The following is a 19,595-nucleotide window of genomic DNA, read 5'->3' on the forward strand; positions in this document are numbered from 1 at the left end:
CACCAGCACCAGCACCAGCACCAGCACCAGCTACATCACTAGGAGCACCTAGCACCTATATCACTACAGGCACCTACACCAGCACCTACATCAGTACCTGCATCTGTACCAACGTCTGTGCGCCTGCACCATCACTTTTGCCATTCCTTTCCCTTCGTCTCTCTTTTTGCGTCTAACATGCCTCAGTTACTGCTCAATATAGTTATTTAGAGGGTGGATAGATTTGTCGGACGCACAGCGGATTTTTTGTAACTAGGTAAGCAAGTACATCAATAGGAAAATGTGGTCGAAGCAGTGTTGGATGTGACCTGGTTCTTGCGGAACTCGGATGGGGAGACCCCGCTAAGTTTATTGAATATGCGGTTGAACTGGGAGAAACTGTTGAATCCGCATTGCCCGGCGATCTCGGAAATCTTCAGGCGGGTGTAAATCAGCAATTGCTGGGCATTACGGACCCGGGTCATCTGAATATATTCTGTCAGCGTGGAGCCGGTAATTAACTTAAATTGGTGTGATAAATAATAGGAGCTGATAAAGAACTCTTTAGCGAGGAAATCAAGGGATAACTCGCTGTTGTAATGGCTATGGATGTATGCGGTGATCGAGTAGATTTTTTGCATAATGGCATTTCCGATCTCCTCTGGGACATAGCTGTTCTGATCCCTGCGCTGGTATAAAGCACATAGAAACTGTTGGAAAAGGCTGTGAATCAGTACTGGATTTAATGGTGAAGTGCTGTGTGATAAGGTGAAGATAGCGTTAAGAGGATCAAACACGGCTTTGCGCAACTCTTTTGGCAAACGGTAGATCGGTATTTCTTCCCAAAATGAGAGAAACATACTTTTGTAAGCGTTCTCTAAACCGGGTATATCCTTGGGCATGGCGAAGTTTATGATCAGCCGCTTAAACGGCGGCCCTTCCGGATATTGTGTCTTATGCATCCGATAAGGACGCAGGAGCACGATGTCATACTGCTGGAGGGCGCAGACATTCCCATCGATAATATGAGTGGCTCGGGAATCCATTAAGATATGAATCTCGTAAAAATCATGAAAATGCTGAAACTCCATATTGATATCGTGAGAACGCTGGTCATAATCAAAATAGTAAAAAAGGGGATCAACGGGCGTGTTGATACGTACGCTATATCCTTGTTCGTACAGTAAGTCGCTTTCAAGCAAATGCTCTCACCGCCTTATTCTGTAATATGCACTTATTATATGTTCAGAAAAGCAAGATTTGCAATATATGAGGGTTATTACAGCAAATATAAAGTAGTTTTTGTATGGAATGGTTTGATATATTACGGGTGAATGGAACTAGCCAACATGAGGGAAGACCCAAAATGGCAGGCGAAGGGGCGGAAAACAGATGAACAACAGCCGGATTAGTAAAGTTGAGATCATTGAAAAGCTGAACCGCGTGACGGATAAGCTGCTGAAGCTGGAGCGGCCGGAAAACGAAGCCGAACTGCAAAATTTAGGGGAGGATGCGGGACGACGGGGGTATTTTGCTCGTGATTTTGGCATGGAGGAATGGGATTGGCCGCAGGGAGTGGGGCTTTACGGACTTCAAAAGCTTGAGCAGCATTTCAAGGATGAGCGTTATCAAGAATATGCCAAGCTTTGGATGAGCAAGCAGCTGGGCAAGGGGCTGCCGAGCCGGAATATCAATACAACAGCGCCGTTGCTGTCATTGATGGAACTGAAGGAATCGGAGGAATTAAGCCTGGAATGGGTACAGTGGTTGATGCATGGCCTGCCGCGGACGAAGGAGTCTGGTTATCAGCATGTCACAACAGGAGCGAGCAAGGATGAAGTTACGCTCAACGATAATGAAATCTGGATTGATACGTTATTTATGGCTATTTTGTTCACGGCAAAAATGGGTGTGAAATACGATAATTCCGCATGGCGGCAAGCGTCGCTTTACCAACTGCTGCTGCATATCAAATACCTGTATGATAAAAAGACAGGGCTGTTTTTTCATGGCTGGCATTTTGGCGGCCGGCATAATTTCAGCGAAGCCTTCTGGTGCCGGGGTAATAGCTGGTTTACACTCGGCCTGCCTGAATACCTGGATTTGATGGGGCCGTATCTGGACAGTGGAGTGTTTGAATATCTTCAACAGATCCTGAACGCACAGGCAACAGCTTTATTAGCCTGCCAGAGCGGAGATGGATTGTGGCATACGCTGCTGGACGACTCTAGCAGTTATACTGAAACGTCAGGCTCAGCAGCTATCGCAGCGGGTATTTTGCATAGCGTACGCAGGGGGTTGTTGCCGGAATCGTATGCAGGTCATGCCCTGAAAGCGATCCGGGCGGTGCTGGACAGAATTGACGATGAAGGCACGGTGCTTGGTGTATCCGGCGGCACTCCAATTGGTGCTGCAAAAGAAGATTATAAGCAAATCATTATTGCCCCCATGGCCTACGGGCAGGCCATGGTTTTAGTCGCACTAGCTGAAGCGTTACATTACTGTTGAGGTTGAGTAAATAGCTAAGGCGAGAGTCAAAAAAAGCTGGAGAAATTTTTGCTTGTAACTTCGCTGGTGCTTGGAGTATACTATTTTCGGGATGGTTAAGCGCTTACCTTGAAGGAGGATAAGCAAACATGGTAAATCCGATCGTAGTTGGCATTATTGGGGCAGGCAGAATTGGCCGGCTTCATGCAGATAATCTGCGTGTGATGCCGTCGTTTAAGTTGAAATCCATTGCGGAGGCTGTGGTAAGTGAGGAATTGCTGGTCTGGGCAGAGAGCCGGAATCTTGGCTCTGCATTTGTGAATGGGCAAGACCTTCTGAATGACCCTGAGATCGAGGCTGTGTTTATCTGCACACCTACGGATACCCACGCCTCTTGGATTGAGCTAGCAGCCCGGGCTGGGAAACATATTTTCTGTGAAAAGCCGATCAGCCTGTCGTCGGAGTTTACCCACCAGGCACTGAAGATAGTGGAGGATGAGGGTGTATTGCTACAGGTCGGCTTCAACCGGCGAATGGACCCTAGCTTCCGCAAACTTAAGCAACTGGTTCAGTCAGAAGAGCTAGGCAGTCCACATGTTGTGAAGATCACATCACGTGATCCGCAGCCTCCGGGTGAGGCTTATGTGCGGTCTTCCGGCGGGATGTTTATGGATATGACGATTCACGATTTTGATATGGCCCGTTATCTGATGGGTGAGGAAGTAACAGAAGTTTATACCCGAGGTGCCAATCTCGTTGATCCGATGTTTGGGCGCTGCGATGATGTGGATACAGCTGTCATCACGCTGACCTTTGCCAGTGGCGCAATCTGCGTCATTGATAACAGCCGTAAGGCTGTATATGGTTATGATCAACGTGTGGAGGTGTTCGGTTCCTGCGGCTCAGCCACCGCCGACAACTGCCGTCCAACAACTGTAGAGGTTTCAACCGCTGCTTCGGTCACACGCGATCAGCCGCTTCATTTCTTTCTCGAGCGGTATAACCAGGCTTTCGTGGAAGAGGTTGCCGCATTTGCCCGGGCAATCCGCTTGCAGGAGCCTATCATTTGCAGCGGGTTTGATGGGCAACAGGCGGAACGGATTGCCGAAGCCGCTAAAGAATCCTATCTTACCGGGCTTCCGGTCAAGTTGTCTTCTTGTGCCGGAGAGGGAATATCGGCGACACATGCTTTGTAAGCGGATGCAGATGCTGAAGATGGGGGAGGTCTGTGAAGATGTCCAATCTAATCATAAAAGCCGGAGCACCCGGCAAAGATGGACTTGTAGCGGCAGTTAGCAAGGAGAGCGCTGGATGGGAGTATGTAGGTTTTGAAGTGTACCAGCTGCAGGTTGGGGATACGCTGAGCCGCAGCGCGGAAGGGAATGAAATCTGTCTGGTGCTGCTGGCGGGCAAGGCGGATGTGAGAGCAGGCGCCCAGTTGTTCGCCGGGATCGGTGAACGTATGTCTGTATTTGAGGATTTGCCGCCGTATGCGGTGTATATTCCGGCGGGAGGGCATTATGAAGTTACGGCCTTGACGGAGCTGGAACTTGCGGTTTGCCTTGCACCAGGAACGGGCAAATATGCGCCACGTTTGATCACTCCGTGCGATACTGTAGCCGAAGCCCGCGGTTCTGGCAGCATGTCACGGCGAGTGGTCAACATTTTGCCTGAGCAGAGTGAAGCCGAGAGCCTGCTGGTCGTGGAAGTGCGTACGGGTGGCGGCAATTGGTCCAGCTATCCTCCGCACAAGCATGACTGTGACAATCTACCTGCTGAGTCTTATCTGGAAGAGACATACTACCACCGGGTTAACCCGGCTCATGGTTTTGTAGTGCAGCGGGTGTATAATGATGACCGCAGCCTCGATGAGACGATGGCGGTGTCTGACCGCAGTATTGTATTGGTTCCGGAGGGCTATCATCCTGTATCGGCACCGCCGGGTTATGATTCTTATTATCTCAATGTGATGGCAGGTCCGGTCCGCACATGGGTTTTTCATAATGATCCGGAACATGAATGGCTGTTCGAGATGCAGCAACACCAGAAGGATAAGAAGGAATAGTGTAGCAGCACGCACGAAAAGGGGGCTTCCGCAAGGCGGAGGCTCCTTCTTTGTGTCGATGTATTGACCAAATGTTCGCCACAGTAACAGAGTCCCTTGCACCGCTTAATAGACACTGTCAGAAGAGTTCCTTATAATCTAGGTATAGGATTGATTGTACGAACGTAAAGGCGGGCTCACTAACGATGAAACCTACGATATATGATGTGGCACGGGAAGCGGGAGTCTCCATCGCTACGGTGTCCAAGGTGTTGAACAAGAACGGGAGAATTAGCGATAAGACACGGGAGAAGGTTCATCGGATCATGGAGGAGCTGAATTACCAGCCGAGTCTGGTGGCCTCTGCGCTGACGAGTCGCCGAACGGGAACAATCGGGTTGATGATTCCCGATATTTCCAACCCCTTTTTTGCTGAGGCGGCCCGAGGTATTGAGGATTATGCTCAGGAGCAGGGAAGCGACTTAATTGTATGCAGTACAGACCGGGATGATGAGAAGGCGGCCCGGTATATCTCACTGCTCCTGCGCAAACGGGTGGACGGTATAATCATTGCTTCTCATACAGGGAATCCGGATATGGTCCGCCGCCTGCTGGCTGATCACGTGCCGCTTGTGTTATTTTCGGCTGATATCCGGATGATGGAGAGCAACAGCGTCACGGTGGATGACTATAAGGGAGGCTATCAGGCGACAGAATATCTGTTGTCCTTGGGCCATCGCAGGCTCGGCGTTATCTCTGACAATTTACCGGGGAGTAAGCTGCGCGTGGAAGGCTTTATGGATGCGCTCAAGGCAGCAGGTGTTGGCTTTGACAATCCGGCTAATCTCACGCATACCTCAGCCACGCTGGAGAACGGCCGCAAAGCGGCTGCCGCGATGCTGGCTCAGGCGCAGGAAGACCGGCCGACCGCGATATTCGCTTGCAACGATCTGCTCGCGATTGGGATATTGAAGGAGGCGCGCAGCGCAGGCTTGTCAATTCCCCGTGATCTGTCCGTAGTGGGTTTTGACAATACAATGCTGGCTGAAATTTGCCATCCCACCTTGACCAGTATTGCTCAGCCTCTGCGTGAGATGACGGAACAGGCGATGATTCTGCTGAACGAATCTATCGACAATCCCGATAGTCCTAAGCGCAAGATCATGCTGATGCCGGAACTGATAGTCCGCCATTCCACCGGACCGGCACCGCATTAGGAAGACACAAACTCTACAAACGGAGTAAGAACGCCGACTCCTATCTGAAGACCTGTACTTCGCTTAGCGGCGAGATACAGGTCTTTTCTTTGCTTTTTTCTGATACATGAGTTCAGATCCCAACTTCGTTTAAGTTCAGGATTGCCAAACTCCAATTTCTAAACTATACTAATGGAAATTAGGTTAAGCGCTTAACCCATCCCCCGATGATTGTTGTTTCTCATTAATCCATTTCACTGAAGTTTTCTCAAGGAGGCGTCATAATGAACGGTTTACAGTTCGATCCTGCACGACCGCTGGATTTAATCGCTGTCGGTCGGCTCTGTATTGACTTGAACGCTAATGAAACCGGAAGACCCATGGAAGAGACACTGACCTTTACCAAATATGTTGGCGGCTCTCCTGCCAATATCATAATTGGAGCAGCACGGCTAGGGATGCGCACTGGCTTTATCGGTAAGATATCCGATGATCAGATGGGCCGTTTTATCCGAACTTATCTGCAAAGGAATGGCATTGACGATAGCCAGGTGAGTGTTGACCAGACTGGTGCAGTGACTGGGCTTGCTTTTACTGAAATAAAGAGCCCTCAGGAGTGCAGCATTCTGATGTACCGGGATCATGTGGCTGATTTGCTGCTGAGTACGGAGGAGATCTCGGAAGAGTATATTCGGAAGTCCAAGGCACTGCTGATCTCAGGTACTGCACTGGCACAAAGTCCGTCCCGTGAGGCTGTGTTTGTCGCTTTGGAGTTCGCCCGCAAGCACAATGTCACTGTATTTTTTGATCTCGATTACCGCCCCTATACGTGGAAGTCAGCCGCAGAAACAGCGGTTTATTATAATCTGGCAGCTGAGAAATGCGATTGTATCATCGGTACCCGTGAGGAATTTAATATGATGGAGAGCCTGTACAATGTAACAGATGCAGATGACGAAGCAACAGTTAACCGCTGGTTTTCGCACCAAGCAAAGCTGGTCGTTATCAAGCATGGCGGGAGTGGTTCAATCTCCTACACGGCGGATGGGCAGAAGCATCGGAGTGGTATTTTTCCCGCTAAAGTATTGAAGACATTTGGAGCCGGAGATTCTTACGCCTCAGCCTTTATTCACAGTCTAATGCGGGGGGAAAGCGTGGGTGAGGCCATGCGCCGCGGCAGCGCGTCGGCATCCATTGTCATCTCCCGCCACAGCTGTTCGGATGCCATGCCAACCTTGGATGAATTGGAAGCGTTTTTATTGTCTAACGAGGAAATCACTTCAGGTGCAGAGTAAGTAGGCGGAGGTTGGAGAGGACACAACTCAAACAACCCCGGATCGAATAGCTATGCAAGATTAGATTAGATTACATTCGCGGGATCGCATTAATAGAGATGAAGGAGTGAGTAGAATGGCACAGCAAACCGTGCAAGTGCTGAACAACTATATTGACGGGCAGTGGGTAGAGGCGGCTGCGGAGCAGACAGAAACGGTATACAATCCAGCGTCTGGTGAGGAGATGGCAAGTGTTCCGCTGTCCAGCAGAGTCGATGTTGATCGGGCAGTGGCGGCGGCAAAGGCGGCTTTTGCAGGCTGGTCCAAGACACCGGTGCCGCGCAGAGCGCGGATCTTGTTCAAATATCAGCAGCTGCTGGTGGACCATTGGGATGAACTGGCGAAGACGATCACGCTGGAGAATGGAAAAAGCTTCAAAGAGGCCTACGGAGAGGTGCAGCGCGGCATTGAGTGTGTGGAATTTGCGGCAGGTGCGCCGACGCTGATGATGGGCCGGCAGCTGCCCGACATCGCGACAGGCATCGAGTCTGGGATGTATCGCTATCCCATCGGTGTAGTCGGCGGGATCACACCGTTTAATTTTCCGATGATGGTGCCTTGCTGGATGTTCCCGTTGGCCATCGCCTGTGGAAATACCTTTGTGCTGAAGCCCTCCGAACGCACACCGCTGCTGGCAGCGCGTTTGGTCGAATTGCTAGAGGAAGCCGGGCTTCCGAAAGGCGTGCTCAATCTGGTTAACGGTGCGCATGAGGTGGTAAACGGCCTGCTGGAGCATCCTGATGTGAAGGCGATTTCCTTCGTTGGCTCACAGCCAGTGGCCGAATATGTCTACAAGAAGGGTACGGCGTGTTTGAAGCGGGTTCAGGCGTTGGCAGGGGCGAAAAATCACTCTATCGTGTTGGCAGACGCGAATCTTGAGGCTTCGGCAACACAGATTGTCAACGCAGCCTTCGGCTCGGCGGGAGAGCGCTGTATGGCTTGCTCCGTGGTAACGGTGCAGGAAGAGGTTGCTGATGAGCTGATCTCCATCCTCCTGAGGGAATGTGAGCAGATGAACATCGGCAATGGTTTAGACGACGACACGTTTCTTGGGCCGGTTATCCGCCAAAGTCACAAAGACAAAACGGTCGCTTATATTGAACAAGGCGTGGCTGAGGGTGCTAAGTTGCTAAGGGACGGCCGGGCGGATGCCGCGGTGCAGGGACAGGGTTATTTTATCGGCCCAACCTTGTTTGATGGAGTGACCCGGGAAATGAAAATCTGGCAGGAGGAAATCTTCGCGCCTGTCCTGGCAGTGATCCGTGTCAAGGATGTAGAAGAGGCGATTGAAATTGCCAATACCTCTCGTTTTGCCAACGGGGCATGTATTTTTACGAATGACGGCGGGAAAGTGCGCTATTTCCGGGAAAATATCGAGTCAGGCATGTTGGGTGTCAATGTCGGAGTGCCAGCACCGATGGCCTTTTTCCCTTTCTCCGGCTGGAAGGATTCCTTCTATGGCGATCTGCATGCGAATGGAAGCGACGGGGTTGAATTTTATACACGCAAAAAAGTCGTCACTGCCCGCTGGCAGTAACAAAAACGGCGAAAGGGAGGCTTCATGTGGATACGATTAGATTAACGACGGCGCAGGCGCTGGTGAAATTTCTGAACCAGCAATATGTGGACTTTGGCAATGGACCGGAGCGTTTTGTACACGGTATATTCACCGTTTTCGGCCACGGCAATGTACTTGGTTTGGGGCAGGCACTTCAGGAGGCGCCGGGTGAGTTGACGGTCTATCAGGGGAGAAATGAGCAAGGAATGGTTCATACGGCGACTGCCTTCGCGAAGCAGAGCCGCAGACGGCGAATCATGGCCTGCACCGCTTCGGTAGGGCCGGGTTCAGCCAATATGCTGACAGCCGCTGCCACTGCGACGGCGAATCAGATTCCCGTGCTGCTGCTCCCCGGCGATACCTTTGCCACCCGTCAACCGGACCCGGTACTTCAGCAAATGGAGCACACCTACAATCTGTCGATAACGGTCAACGATGCCTTCAAAGCGGTGAGCAAATATTGGGACCGGATTTATCGGCCAGAGCAACTGATGACAGCATTGCTGAACGCGATGCGTGTGCTGACTGATCAGGCAGATACCGGGGCAGTCACGATTGCGCTGCCGCAGGATGTGCAAGGGGAGGCCTGGGACTATCCACTTGAGTTCTTCCGCAAGCGCATCCATCGGATCGTTTCCCGTACTCCGCATCCGGATGAGCTTGCTGCGGCAGCTGATCTTATTGCCAGCAAACAGCGACCTCTGCTGGTCTGTGGGGGTGGAGTCCGGTATGCAGATGCAGGGATGGAATTACGTGCATTTGCAGAGAAATTCGCCATCCCATTCGGTGAGACGCAAGCCGGAAAAAGTGCCGTGGCAAGCGACTGTGCCTACAATCTCGGTGGCATAGGAGTTACCGGGAATGGCTGTGCTAATACGTTGGCCGCAGAAGCGGATCTGGTGATCGGTGTGGGTACCCGGTTTACGGACTTCACGACAGGTTCGAAGAGTTTGTTCGCCCATCCCGAGGTGGAGTTCCTGACAATTAACGCTTCCCTTTACCATGCCTCCAAGCTGGATGCGCTGGCTGTGGTCTGTGATGCTGCCGAAGGTCTTAGAGCGCTGTCTGCCACGTTAGAGGAGCGCGGTTACCGCACCGCTTATACAGATGAAATTGTAGTGGCAAAAAGGGCATGGGAAGTGGAAAGAAAGCGTCTATCTGACGTGGAGTATACGGTGAATCAGAAGGCAGATCGTTCAGATCGTCCAGATCGTTCTTCAGTTTCCTTCGTGCCGGAAGTTGCCGGACATCTTGACGAGAAGCTATCTGAATATGCGGCGAAGTTGAACACTTCGCTGGCGCAAACACAGGTACTCGGGATTCTCAATGAATATCTTCCGAAAGACGCCATTGTGATAGGAGCCGCAGGCAGCTTACCGGGCGACATGCAGCGGATGTGGAATTCCACTGTGCCGGATACTTACCATATGGAATATGGCTTTTCGTGTATGGGGTATGAAATCTCCGGTGCACTCGGTGTGAAATTGGCGGAGCCGGACCGGGAGGTATATGCATTGGTGGGCGATGGCAGCTATCAAATGCTGCATTCAGAACTAGTGACGAGCCTTCAGGAGAACAAGAAGATCAACGTCATTCTGCTAGATAACATGGGGTTTGGCTGCATTAACAACCTGCAGATGGAGCAAGGACTGGATAGCATGGCGACTGAATTCCGCTACCGGGGCCCGGAAGGTCAGCTGAGCGGCGAACTGATAGGCATAGATTATGCAGCAAGTGCCGCGGGATATGGAGTGAAGACCTTCCGTGCGTCAACGGCTGAGCAGCTGCGTGACGCTTTGAGGGAGGCTCAGCTGCAGGATCGTTCCACCCTAATCGACATTAAGGTGCTGCCCAAGACAATGACACATGGTTACGGAGCCTGGTGGAATGTTGGTGTTCCAGAAGTGTCCGGCAGTGAGGCCGTTCGGGCTGCCCACGAGCAGAAGCTTGAACAGCTTGGAAAGGCCCGCAGTTATTAGTATTAGTAATACTGTGAAACGGAAGGGGTAGAATCGATGATGTTCAAAGAACATGCGGTCAAGCTGGCGATTGCTCCTATCGCTTGGACTAATGATGATATGCCTGAACTGGGAAAAGACAATACCTTTGAACAGTGCATTAGCGAAATGGCGCTTGCCGGGTTTCAGGGAAGCGAGGTGGGCAACAAGTATCCACGCTCTCCGGAACGGCTGCGCCGGGCACTGGAGCTTCGTGGACTTGAGATTGCCAGCGCTTGGTTCAGCGCGTATCTGACTGTGCGGCCATATGAGGAGACAGCGGAGGCTTTTTGCGCGCATCGTGATTTTTTATATGAGATGGGTGCGAAGGTGATTGTCGTCTCAGAGCAAGGGCGGAGTATTCAGGGACAAATGGATACGCCGCTATTTGCTAATAAACCTGTATTCACAGAAGCGGAGTGGGCCGCACTTGCCGATGGACTGGGTGGGCTTGGCCGGCTGGCTGCTGAAAAAGGTATGGCGCTTGTATACCATCATCATATGGGGACAGGGGTGCAGACTGGGGGCGAAATTGCTAAGCTAATGGAGCTCACGGAACCGGAAGAGGTGTCCCTGCTGTTCGATACCGGTCATCTAGCTTTTGCCGGTGAGAATCCCTTAGAGGTGCTGCGCATCCATCTACCTCGGATTAAACATGTCCATTTGAAGGATATACGTCCGGAGGTTGTTCAGCGTGTGCTGCGGGATCAGCTCAGTTTTCTCCAGGCTGTAAAAGCGGGCGCATTCACCGTACCTGGCGATGGATGTATATCCTTTGCGGAGATTTTCACCGAATTGGCAAGTTACTCTTATACGGGATGGTTTGTAGTGGAAGCGGAGCAGGATCCGGCACTTGCCGATCCACTGGAATATGCGATCAAGGCGCGCCGTTATATCAGAGATCTGAGTGGTTTATAGGCCGAGGAGGGCTACCACTTGGTGCTTGGCGGCTGCTCGGACAGATTTATATGCGGGGGTTCACGGCTATGGCTGTGCGCACCTCGCCTTTTTAATGAGCGGGTGTAAAATACGAATGGCTTCGTTGGTCGGGTTCATGTTGTATGTGTTATAATGGCAGCAAATTAGGCGGAAGAGTTTCCATTTCCATGATGGTGCAGCCAAATATCTATGAACTACTCGTGCATTAACGGCTAAACCGTGGCCGGGTATCCTAACGGTTGTACAGAGGGGGTTATCTATTGTTCCGTTCCTGGTATCGCCGATTACTGCTGTCCTACTTTCCTATTTTTTTGCTTACTGTGACGATACTGATTTTTGCCTCTTTTGTATTTATTAATGATATTTCACGAATGGAAACCAAAAAAGCGGACCGTATCACCGCCAGCTATCTTATGGATAATGTGGACCGAACGATCAAGGAAGCTGAATTGTCAGTGCTGGAGGCTGCTGAACGCAGCGATGCTTATAAACGTTATTTTAACAATCAAGGCCAGATTGATATGGCGACCGTCTACGCTGTTGCCCAGAATCTACGCAGCTTGACGCGTGAATCGCCCTATATTCAGTCCATCTATCTTTATGACAAGAGAAATGAAAGCGTTTTAACAGAAACTGGATTAAAGGACCTTTCAGGATTTGTAGACGAGGATTGGATTGGCCGCATCACCTCCGGCTCTTTATCGGAAGGCTGGCAGCCTGTTAGGGAATACAAAGATGAATTTCAGCGTACGTCTATACGTGTGCTTACCATAAATAAAGGAATGCCGCTGCCCTTCGGCTCGGAGGGAGTGCTCGTAATCAATCTCAAGATGAGCGGAATGGAACAGATCGTCGACGGTATGGTCAACGAACAGTTGTCCTTTCTGACCATCTTTGGCGCAGATGGACAGGTGGTCTATCAGGCCCATTCGGACAGTGAAGGTGCCAAGAATGGGAAGCAGTTGAACACTTTATATATGGAAAGGCTTGGCTGGACGTTTTCCAGCGGGATCAAAACGGGCAGTCTATTCAGCTGGGTGTCGGTGATTTCTTACCTTTGGGTAGCTATTGCCTTAGGTACGGTTGTGTGCGCGATTTTTTACCTGATCTATGTTACGCGGCGGAACTATAAACCAATTCAGGTGATTATGAACCGGATTGAAGGCCATCAAATTCGCAAGCTGGACCAATCCAACGACAGACCGGACGAAATGATGCTCATTGACGGGGTGCTGGAAGATCTAATCAACCATATGACGGATTATGATAAGAAAAGCAGAGAGAATCTGCTGTTACAGCGCAGCAAGCTTTTCAACGATCTCTTGCAAAGCGAACGGTTGGACAATGTCGTCCAGCGGATGGAAGAGCTGTCGCCGCTCTCCGGAGCTCATTCCACATCCCGCTTTATGGTTGTGCTAAGCGAAATCAACCGCTACGACAAGGTTTTTCAAGATCGGTATACAAGGGGCGATCAGAACACGCTTAAATTTGCCCTGATGAATGTCTTTCAAGAATTGGCGCGGAGTGCGGAATTGCAGGCTTGGGCGGAGTGGATTGGGACTGACCGGGCGGCAATTCTCTTCCTGACCACAGGAAGTGATGAAGAGATGGCAGAGAAAATCCGTGTATTCGCTGAGGACTGCCGCACCTGGGTGGAGCAGAATTTGCGCCTCTCCCTAAGCTTCGCTATCGGGCCAGTGGCGGCTGGGCCAGGGGAGATTCGCGATTCCTATGCGGCAGCGGAGAATGTGATGCAGCACAAGCTTTTAATGTACGAAGACATCGCTTTAACGGAATTTGGAGAAACGCGCCAGCCGCTTCTTGAGACATTCAAGTATCTACAAATGATTGCTGAGTTTGTTAAGCAGTTCCGGATGTCGAGCGGCCAATGGCGGGAACTGCTGGAAGGTGTTTTTGATGGTTTTAAACAGGATTATTTACAAGATGATGATATTCGCTCTCTAATTCAGGCCATGCTACAGATGCTGAGCCGGGAAGTGGCTGTCATGTCTGAGCAGCTGCAGGATGAGCTGTCAGCGGAAAATGCGGAGAAGCAGCTGAAGCGGCTGGAAGAGGCAGAATCCATAGATGAAATGAAGGGGATTTTGTTTGAGTATTTGACTGATTTATTCCGCACTTATGTTTCTGTCAGTGAGACTAAAAGCTACCGGGCGATGGTAACCGAGATGAAGAACTATATAGAAGAGAATTTTACAAATCCCGATCTCTCCTTAAAGCATTTGAGCGACCGGTTTCAGGTATCCGGCAAATATGCCAGCTATCTATTTAAAACAGAATTTAAAATGAAATTTGTTGATTTTCTAACAGAGCTACGCATGAAGGAAGCCGAAAAGCTTTTAGTGGAAACGGAATGTTCGCTGCAGGATATTGCACTCCAGGTGGGGTATGCGAATGCAATTACATTCGGCAGGGTATTCAAACGAGTATTAGGAATCACGCCGGGTGACTACCGTTCTTTAAAGCGCGGGCGCGGGACCTCCAGACTATAGGCTGCCGACTTTATTAATCCAATAGCAAGTGAACAATAGTTTTTTATAACCGCATCTGTGCACGCCAACCTCTATGATGGGGGCGCGAACACCGATGCGGTCTTTATTTTCACACTTTTGAAAGCGGTTTATTCTACGAAAATGGTTTGTATAGATAAACCGGAAGTCCGATTTTGCTGGGATATGAGCATCCGAAAGAGGTTTATTGTCAGACTGCCGAAATTCGTGAAATACTGTGGGCATCCAGAACAACAAGCGACCCAGTAGCACGGCAGTAAAAAGCATCACGAGCTATGGATTCCGCTGGGGATGGATAGAGTTAAGGCTAGGGGATCATAAATACACCATTAAAGCCTGCAAGGGCGAAGGGGATGGAAAAATGACAGTGAACGTACATCAAGGAGTTCTGAAGAAAGCAATCGGGATCGGATTAACCGCAATAATGGGCGTTTCTCTGCTAGCAGGCTGTTCCAATGATTCTAAAAACAACACAGCATCCGAGGGTGCCGCAGCCGGCGAAAGTGCCAAGCGCGTTACATTAAAGGTGGAAGTGTTTGATCGCGGCAACAGCCCAGCCCCTCATACCATTACCAATAACTACTTAACTAAACTAGTGCAGGAAAAGTTCGGAGATCCGAATAACATTGATGTGGAATTTGTACCTATCCAACGTTCTGAGGAAGTTACCAAGCTGAATGTTTTGATGGCGAGCAATACGGATGTGCCCGATATCGTATTTACGTATGATTCCAGTGTGTTTTATCGGTATGCCCAGCAAGGTGGCTTGACTGATGTCGGAGAAATTCTCGATGAATATGGCCCGAATCTGAAAAAGTTTATTGGCGAGGATACGCTGGCGTTCGGCCAGCTTGAAGGCCAACAGTATGCGATCCCTGGTAAACGGGCGATCACAGGCCGTTATAGCTCCTACATCCGTCAGGATTGGTTAGATAAATTAGGATTGCCTGTGCCAACGACGACCGATGAGCTGTACACCACTTTGAAAGCGTTTAAAGAAAAGGATCCGGGCAATCTCGGCAGCAAAAACATCCCGATGGGCATGGCACTGGCACCAGCCCAATTCGAGACGTTGATTTTCTCTTTCATGAAGCCGATCAGCGGCGATCTGACCTACAGCCAACGTTATGAGCTGCCGCTGCATGAGGGCTTTAAGGATGCCCTGCAATTTCTTAATAAGCTCTACAATGAAGGGATGATCAGTAAGGACTTCAGTCTGGACGAGGATAAAACACAGTTGGCCAAGGATATCCAGAACGGCAATGTAGGCTACTGGTCGGAGGATGTGGATGTCTTGTTCTATGCCGATGGTACCCTAGATAATCTCTACAAAAATGTAGAGGGAAGCAAGGTGCTGCCGGTAGACGTCTTAACCAACGCCAACGTTGATAACAAGCACATTAAATCCCGGTATGCCTCCAACGGCATGTACATCATGATTCCGAAGAGTAGTAAACGCGCCGTGGAAGCCGTTAAGTATCTCGATTGGATGGCTTCGGATAATAATCTGATTGATATCCAAAATGGCGTTGAAGGTGAAAACTACGATCTGGTAGACGGTATTCCAGTGGCTAAAACAGATGTTTCCCAGGAGTTCGCCGATCGTCTGTTTAACGCGGGTGACATGGCCATTATCTCCAACGGCAAAAACATTGGTGATCAGGCCACTAATGAAAAAGCATGGGCGCTGGGCTTCCCGGAACGTAACCGGGAGATGCTGACTCAATCAATCGCTATCGCCAACGCTGACACGGTGGGTCCGCTCGTCTTCGGCAAGCCGATAGAAGCGGAATCCCAATATGGCACAACGCTTAAAGATAAGCTCAACGTAATTATTGTAAAGACAGCAATGGCCAAACCGGAGCAATTTGAAGCGGTTTACGAGCAGGAAATGAAAGATTATATGACTTTGGGCGGAACCAAGCTGAAAGAGGAACTGGAGAAGTCGTTTAAGGAACTTTCAGCTCAATAAACAAATATATAGTGAAAACCGGGGGGAGATGGTGCTGCGCTCCACCCGGTTTTTCTCCTTAGGAGGAAAACGACTTGAGCAAAGCGACATACTTTAGACGGTATTGGCAATTGTACGCGCTGCTTTCGCTGCCTATTATTTATTTCCTGATCTTCCGCTATGGTCCGATGTATGGTGTGCAGATTGCTTTTAAGGATTTCAATTTGTTTCAAGGGATTGGAGGCAGCGAGTGGATCGGCTTTGATGCGTTCCGCGAGGTTTTTGGAATGAGAGAGTTCTATACCACCTTGCGCAATACCTTTATGCTGAATTTTCTGGATTTGCTGGTCTCTTTTCCGGCTCCGATTATCCTGGCGATTATGCTGTTCGAAATTCGTTCGGTGTGGTTCAAGAAAATATCGCAGACGATTTTGTATATCCCCCACTTTATTTCCTGGGTGATCATCGGGGGGATTGTGTATCAATTATTCGGCAACCAGTCCGGTATGGTGAACGGTGTGCTGGAGAGCTTAGGCCTTACTCCCATTCCGTTTCTGACTGAAAAAAATCCCTGGCTGATCACTTACTTATTCACAGGCGTCTGGCAAAGTGCTGGTTGGGGGACTATCCTTTATCTGGCGGCGTTAACCGGTGTCAACCGAGAGCTGTTTGAAGCTGCTGAAGTGGATGGAGCGACAAGGCTGAAGAAAATCCGTTACATTACGCTTCCCAGTATAAAACCAACTATCGTGACGCTGCTTATCCTCAATCTGGGGAAGATGGTCAGCATCGGTTTTGACCGTCCTTACATTATCGGTAACACTGCTGTGCGTGAGTATTCTGATGTGCTTAGTACCTTTGTGTACCGGGTGGGTCTAGAATCCGGACAATATACGTTGGCTACCGTAGTCGGATTGTTCCAGGCTGTGGTGGGACTGGTGTTTATTTTTGGCTCCAACTATATTTCGAAAAAAGTGACCGGAGACGGTATTTTATGATAAAGAAAGAAGGAGGCGGAGTGCTATGAGTGAACGTACCTCAAACCGGATATTCGATATCGTCAATATAACGTTTGTTGCCTTGTTCGTGTTGTTCTGCTTGGCTCCGTTTTTGCATGTGATTGCCGTGTCGCTTAGTTCCAACCGGGCAATTACTTCTGGAGAAGTAACGATTTTCCCCATTGAATTGAACTGGAATGCATACATTAATGTTTTTTCCAATAATGCGATGATCCGCTCTCTTGTCTTTACGGTTATTCTGACGTTTGCCACAACGGTGCTATGTATGCTTTTCACTGTCGCAGCAGCTTATCCGCTGACCAAAAGAAAATTGAAGGGCCGCAAATTTTTTATGTATCTGATCGTTATCACCATGTTTTTCAGCGGTGGTATTATTCCTGAATATTTGTTGATCCGTGATTTACATTTGATTAATTCGGTCTGGTCGCTTATTCTGCCAGGTCTGGTCAGCCCCTTTAACCTGATTATCCTGATCTCCTTTTTCAATAACATTCCTGCCAGCCTGGAGGAATCCGCCGAGATCGATGGCAGTTCCCATCTTCGTACACTGATGAGTATTATATTGCCGCTATCCATGCCGGTTATGGCCACGTTGGCTCTTTTCTACGCAGTGGGAAGGTGGAACGGCTTTCAGGATTCTCTGATGTATATCAATAATCCTGATTTGTATCCGCTCCAGCTTAAGCTGTTCCAGATGGTGCAGAACAACATGGTATCCGAACTGACACAAATGGAAGGTGCTAACCGGACCCCACTGACACCAGAGAGCCTAAAAGCGGCCACTGTTATCTTTGCAACAGTACCGATCCTTGCCGTATATCCATGGCTGCAGAAATATTTTGTCAGCGGGGTAATGCTTGGTGCCGTAAAAGGTTGAACCGTAAGCTGTAACAAGGGAGGAAAACATAATTATGGAGGACAAAGGCATATTTTCGTTCTCAACTTGCTGGAACATTAAACGCCACACTGCCGGTGACGCCATGCTGCGGGAAATCCGCGATCTCGGCTTTCAGCGGGTGGAGCTGAACTATAATGTGACTAAGGAAATGCTGGAAACGATCGAGCCGATGCTTGAGCGGGGGGAGATGGGGATCTCCAGTGTCCACAACACCTTCCCGCATGTGCATGACTCCGATTATGGCACAGATTCCGTGCTGCTAGGTTTTGAGGATGAGGAGAAGCGGCAGCGGGCGATTGAGCTGCTGATTGGCTCGGCTAAGTACGCTCAGCGTTACGGAGGAGAAGCCGTTGTTGTGCATCCCGGTGAGGTACCCTTTCCAAATGATATCAGCAAAGAGCTGGAGCAAATTTATAACGGAGAGGGTAGAGATTCTAACGCTTATCGCAGCAAATGGGCGGAACTGATGGAGCGGCGGGAAGCTTACAGCGCCGGCTATGTGCAGAAAATTATTGAAAGCCTAGATGAAGTATGTAACCGGGCAGTTTCTGAGGGGCTAAACGTCCGCTTTGGTATCGAAACACGTTCCAAACCGCAGCAGATTCCGACGCTTGCGGAAGCCAAAACGATTATTAAGGCGCTAAAGGGAGCGCCTGTGGGCATATGGTATGACACCGGGCATGCCATTATGATGGACCGTTTGGGTTTGTACGACAGTGTGGGGGAAATGGAAGGTCTGATGGATGATATTGTAGGTGTTCACATTCATGAGACCATCGGTCTGTCTGACCACTGGTGCCCTTATGTAAACAGCGGGAATATGGAATTCTATGATGCGTATCTGCCGATGATTGAACGGGCGCAGGTCAAAGTGTATGAGCTGAAGGCAGCTTGCCAGCCGGAAGAAATTGATGAAAGTCATCGGCTGCTTATGGCCAAATTGGCGCGTAGAGGGCAGGTCTGATGTTGAACGATGAAGACCGTAGGTTAGCTATGAAGTATGCTCCGCGCTTATTTTTCGATCAGAACGAGCCGTTTTTTCCGGTACGTCTCGGTATAACGGTGATGCGGCAGGAGGAGGAGTCTCCTTCCTTCCGGCGCCGTCTAGCTGTGAAGCATCCGGATGTGCAGTTCGTTGTGGAATACGCGATTTATTACGATTATGATATTCAGCATTTATATGATCTGGAGCATGTGTGGGTTTACATCGGTAGAAACGGGGAAGTGGTGGATGCCGAAGCGAGCTTTCACGGGAAATTTCTTAAAGCGCTGCTGCGCGGGGGCAGCAATCTAAGCGGAACACGGGTGGACCTCTATGTCCAACCCGGCAAGCATGCCCTCGCCCCGTTCCCTGAAGTCTTTGAGCTGTTACCAGGATTCGCATCCAGTACACAGGATGGGGCAGGTGCGGAGGGTCTGATTTATGGTGACTTTTTCCGCGATATACTGGCATCGGATGAAGAAACTGACCGTCTTGTCCACCGTTATCTGCAAACCTGCCGGTTCACGCCTTCCCTGTCCTATTCGATCTGGGAATATGCGGACCGGGAGGAATTGTTCGTTTCTTGGATTCAACTGTTCACGGAAATTCCTGAACGTATCCGACAAGAGCTGGTGCGGCTTCAGCTCCTGTTACCACCCAGACATTGAGCAGATTGTTAACAT

The 19,595-nt window shown here is 49.8% G+C and carries 15 protein-coding genes; 14 read left to right on the plus strand and 1 reads right to left on the minus strand.

The window, feature by feature from the left end; translation table 11 throughout:
* Positions 1-269 precede the first annotated feature (269 nt).
* Positions 270-1,181, minus strand: a complete 912-nt coding sequence (locus NYE72_RS01785) for an AraC family transcriptional regulator (protein ID WP_339211175.1) — start codon at positions 1,179-1,181, stop codon at positions 270-272.
* Between the two features lie 190 nt (positions 1,182-1,371).
* Between NYE72_RS01785 and NYE72_RS01790 the strand changes: the two genes are divergently transcribed.
* From NYE72_RS01790 to NYE72_RS01855, 14 genes are all read left to right on the plus strand, one after another.
* Positions 1,372-2,487: a glycoside hydrolase family 88 protein gene (locus tag NYE72_RS01790; protein WP_339211177.1), complete on the plus strand. Its 1,116-nt coding sequence runs from the start codon at positions 1,372-1,374 to the stop codon at positions 2,485-2,487.
* A gap of 128 nt (positions 2,488-2,615) precedes the next feature.
* Positions 2,616-3,662, plus strand: coding sequence for an inositol 2-dehydrogenase (gene iolG, locus NYE72_RS01795; RefSeq protein ID WP_339211179.1), 1,047 nt, complete (start codon positions 2,616-2,618; stop codon positions 3,660-3,662).
* 38 nt (positions 3,663-3,700) lie between these two features.
* On the plus strand, positions 3,701-4,531 hold the full coding sequence (gene iolB / locus NYE72_RS01800; protein WP_038568337.1) for a 5-deoxy-glucuronate isomerase: 831 nt from the start codon (positions 3,701-3,703) through the stop codon (positions 4,529-4,531).
* A gap of 185 nt (positions 4,532-4,716) precedes the next feature.
* Entirely contained in the window at positions 4,717-5,727 is a 1,011-nt protein-coding gene (locus NYE72_RS01805) for a LacI family DNA-binding transcriptional regulator (RefSeq protein WP_076101202.1), read from the plus strand.
* Between the two features lie 263 nt (positions 5,728-5,990).
* Positions 5,991-7,001, plus strand: coding sequence for a 5-dehydro-2-deoxygluconokinase (iolC, locus tag NYE72_RS01810; RefSeq protein WP_038568343.1), 1,011 nt, complete (start codon positions 5,991-5,993; stop codon positions 6,999-7,001).
* Positions 7,002-7,116: 115 nt separating this feature from the next.
* Positions 7,117-8,577 carry a CoA-acylating methylmalonate-semialdehyde dehydrogenase gene (locus tag NYE72_RS01815; protein ID WP_076274104.1) on the plus strand — a complete coding sequence of 487 codons (1,461 nt, stop codon included), beginning with the start codon at positions 7,117-7,119 and terminating at the stop codon, positions 8,575-8,577.
* A gap of 26 nt (positions 8,578-8,603) precedes the next feature.
* Entirely contained in the window at positions 8,604-10,577 is a 1,974-nt protein-coding gene (iolD, locus tag NYE72_RS01820) for a 3D-(3,5/4)-trihydroxycyclohexane-1,2-dione acylhydrolase (decyclizing) (protein ID WP_038568349.1), read from the plus strand.
* A gap of 39 nt (positions 10,578-10,616) precedes the next feature.
* Positions 10,617-11,513, plus strand: a complete 897-nt coding sequence (iolE, locus tag NYE72_RS01825) for a myo-inosose-2 dehydratase (RefSeq protein ID WP_038574038.1) — start codon at positions 10,617-10,619, stop codon at positions 11,511-11,513.
* A gap of 281 nt (positions 11,514-11,794) precedes the next feature.
* Positions 11,795-14,044 carry a helix-turn-helix domain-containing protein gene (locus NYE72_RS01830; RefSeq protein ID WP_038568352.1) on the plus strand — a complete coding sequence of 750 codons (2,250 nt, stop codon included), beginning with the start codon at positions 11,795-11,797 and terminating at the stop codon, positions 14,042-14,044.
* Positions 14,045-14,423: 379 nt separating this feature from the next.
* A complete protein-coding gene (locus NYE72_RS01835; protein ID WP_038574040.1) occupies positions 14,424-16,034 on the plus strand; it encodes an extracellular solute-binding protein in 1,611 nt (536 codons plus the stop codon).
* Between the two features lie 74 nt (positions 16,035-16,108).
* Positions 16,109-17,011 (plus strand): ABC transporter permease subunit, encoded by a 903-nt coding sequence (locus NYE72_RS01840; RefSeq protein WP_038568353.1) that lies wholly within the window; start codon positions 16,109-16,111, stop codon positions 17,009-17,011.
* Between the two features lie 25 nt (positions 17,012-17,036).
* Entirely contained in the window at positions 17,037-17,909 is an 873-nt protein-coding gene (locus NYE72_RS01845) for a carbohydrate ABC transporter permease (protein WP_038568356.1), read from the plus strand.
* Between the two features lie 34 nt (positions 17,910-17,943).
* Positions 17,944-18,894, plus strand: a complete 951-nt coding sequence (locus NYE72_RS01850) for a TIM barrel protein (protein ID WP_076297266.1) — start codon at positions 17,944-17,946, stop codon at positions 18,892-18,894.
* Positions 18,894-19,580 carry a hypothetical protein gene (locus NYE72_RS01855; RefSeq protein ID WP_038568362.1) on the plus strand — a complete coding sequence of 229 codons (687 nt, stop codon included), beginning with the start codon at positions 18,894-18,896 and terminating at the stop codon, positions 19,578-19,580. The genes NYE72_RS01850 and NYE72_RS01855 overlap by 1 nt, the downstream gene beginning before the upstream one ends.
* Positions 19,581-19,595: the final 15 nt, after the last annotated feature.

It is taken from the genome of Paenibacillus sp. FSL L8-0333, assembly GCF_037965665.1.
Lineage (GTDB): Bacteria > Bacillota > Bacilli > Paenibacillales > Paenibacillaceae > Paenibacillus_AQ > Paenibacillus_AQ odorifer.

Bases quoted from the DNA above. Each gene is read 5' to 3' on its own strand.
- NYE72_RS01790 (WP_339211177.1), top strand. From the start codon at position 1,372: ATGAACAACAGCCGGATTAGTAAAGTTGAGATCATTGAAAAGCTGAAC.
- iolG (WP_339211179.1), top strand. From the start codon at position 2,616: ATGGTAAATCCGATCGTAGTTGGCATTATTGGGGCAGGCAGAATTGGC.
- iolB (WP_038568337.1), top strand. From the start codon at position 3,701: ATGTCCAATCTAATCATAAAAGCCGGAGCACCCGGCAAAGATGGACTT.
- NYE72_RS01805 (WP_076101202.1), top strand. From the start codon at position 4,717: ATGAAACCTACGATATATGATGTGGCACGGGAAGCGGGAGTCTCCATC.
- iolC (WP_038568343.1), top strand. From the start codon at position 5,991: ATGAACGGTTTACAGTTCGATCCTGCACGACCGCTGGATTTAATCGCT.
- NYE72_RS01815 (WP_076274104.1), top strand. From the start codon at position 7,117: ATGGCACAGCAAACCGTGCAAGTGCTGAACAACTATATTGACGGGCAG.
- iolE (WP_038574038.1), top strand. From the start codon at position 10,617: ATGTTCAAAGAACATGCGGTCAAGCTGGCGATTGCTCCTATCGCTTGG.
- NYE72_RS01835 (WP_038574040.1), top strand. From the start codon at position 14,424: ATGACAGTGAACGTACATCAAGGAGTTCTGAAGAAAGCAATCGGGATC.
- NYE72_RS01845 (WP_038568356.1), top strand. From the start codon at position 17,037: ATGAGTGAACGTACCTCAAACCGGATATTCGATATCGTCAATATAACG.
- NYE72_RS01850 (WP_076297266.1), top strand. From the start codon at position 17,944: ATGGAGGACAAAGGCATATTTTCGTTCTCAACTTGCTGGAACATTAAA.
- NYE72_RS01855 (WP_038568362.1), top strand. From the start codon at position 18,894: ATGTTGAACGATGAAGACCGTAGGTTAGCTATGAAGTATGCTCCGCGC.